Source organism: Actinosynnema sp., from assembly GCF_052038725.1.
On record NZ_JBQGCX010000141.1, the window covers coordinates 1 to 1,818 of the forward strand.

Below are 1,818 nucleotides of genomic sequence, written 5' to 3' on the forward strand. Positions count from 1 at the left end.
GCGGGCAGGTAGCCGTCGCGGTGACCGGCCGGGTTCGGGTGGTACGACTCGTTGATCTTGTCCCACTCCAGGCTGGTCACCCACTTCGTCCCGGTGGAGCACAGGGTGTGCGCGTTGAACACCGGCCGCGCGTCCAGGAACGCGAACCCGGCCTCCGCCGCCCGCGCCGAGATCACCGTCGCGAGCGTGTCGGCGGCCGAGTTCAGCGAAGCGCGCTCGGTGTCGCTGAGCCCGAAGATCCCGCAGTTGCCGCCGATCGTGTACAGCCTCGGGTAGCCGACCACCACGACCCTCGCCGACGGCGCCGCCGCGCGCACCGCCGCGTAAAGCCGGGTCAGGTTCGCCGACATGGTCGTGGTGGCGACCTGCTTGGCCTGCTCGACCCGGTTCACGCAGTCCCGGTCGTCCAGGGTGAGGATGCAGGTCACCAGCACGTCGGTGAACCCGATGTCGTTGCCGCCCACCTGCACGCTCACCAGCGTGGTGTCCGGGGTCAGCAGCGGCACCTGGTTCGCCAGCACCTCCGGGACCTCCGCGCCGGAGCAGGCGGCCTCCACGAACGCGGTGCCGGGGTTGGCCGCCGCCCACAGCCGGGGGTAGGACAGCGGGCCGCGGCGGCAGGGGTCGTTGGGGTTGTCGTAGGTGCGTGTGCCGGGACCGGTGGTGTACGAGTCGCCGAGCGCGACGTACTTGCCCGCGGCGGCTTGGGCGGGCGCGGCGAGCAGCGTGCTCGCCAGCAGCGCCAGCAGAACGGGGATCAGGGCCCGAGGTGCGCGCATGGGGGTGGCCTCTCCGGTGAGGAGGGAAGCAGGGGACCTCTCAATGGGTAACAGCGCGCGCTTGTGAGGAATACCCCACAATGTCGTATATGTGGTGAATTTCTTTTGCCGCATTCGACGACGCGCCGGTGACCCGCAGGTGAAGCCTGTTTACACACGGTGGGCGCGGGGTGGAAGCTTGGCGATCCGAGAACGGAGGACGACCATGCGACCGGCCACCGCCGCGTTAGCCGCAACACTGCTCGTCACCGGCCTGGTCACCGCGCCCGGCAACGCTTTCGCCGCGTCGGGCAACGCCGACTACGCCGAGGCCGCGCGCGAGTTCGGGGTCCCGGAGCCGGTGCTCCTCGGCGTCGCCTACCTGGACTCCCGCTGGGACTCGCACGCGGGTTCGCCCAGCCGCGCGGGCGGCTACGGGCCGATGCACCTCACCGACGCCGTCCCCGTCGAACCGGGGGAGCACCACGACACCGAGGACCCCAGGGGCGACCCGTCCCGGCCGCTGGGCGTCGACGGCCACGCCGACCCCGCCGCCGGGCGCCCCGGCACCCTGGCGCGGGCCGCCGAGCTGACCGACCAGGACCCCGCCCGGCTGCGAGCCGACCGGCGGGAGAACATCCGGGGTGGCGCGGCCCTGCTCGCCTCGCTGCGCGGCGACGCGGGCGAGGACCTCGGCTCCTGGTACGCCGCTGTCGCCCGCTACAGCGGCGCCGACGACGACGCCACCGCCCGCCGCTTCGCCGACGACGTCTACGAGGTCGTCCGCGACGGGGCCACCCGCGTCACCGACACCGGCGACACCACCACCCTGGCCGCGCACCCCGACGTCCGCCCGGACACCGCCGCGCTCGACGCGCTCGGCCTGCCGCAACCGCGCGCGGGCGCCGAGTGCCCCGCCCGGCTCGGCTGCGAGTGGGTGCCCGCGCCGTACGAGAACCACGACCCGAGCGACCCCGGCGCGTACGGCAACCACGACCAGGCGAACCGCCCCAACGACCTGTCGATCGACTACATCGTCATCCACGACACCGAGACCTCG

The 1,818-nt window shown here is 73.0% G+C and carries 1 protein-coding gene and 1 pseudogene; one reads left to right on the forward strand and one right to left on the reverse strand.

Going from position 1 to position 1,818, the window contains the following annotated elements:
• A partial coding sequence (locus ACTUAL_RS02700; protein ID WP_440899151.1) for an SGNH/GDSL hydrolase family protein occupies nt 1-779 on the reverse strand: 779 nt, incomplete at its 3' end.
• Nucleotides 780-984: 205 nt separating this feature from the next.
• Here ACTUAL_RS02700 and ACTUAL_RS02705 point away from each other — a divergent pair.
• Nucleotides 985-1,818: pseudogene (locus ACTUAL_RS02705) on the forward strand (N-acetylmuramoyl-L-alanine amidase); the annotation flags it as partial.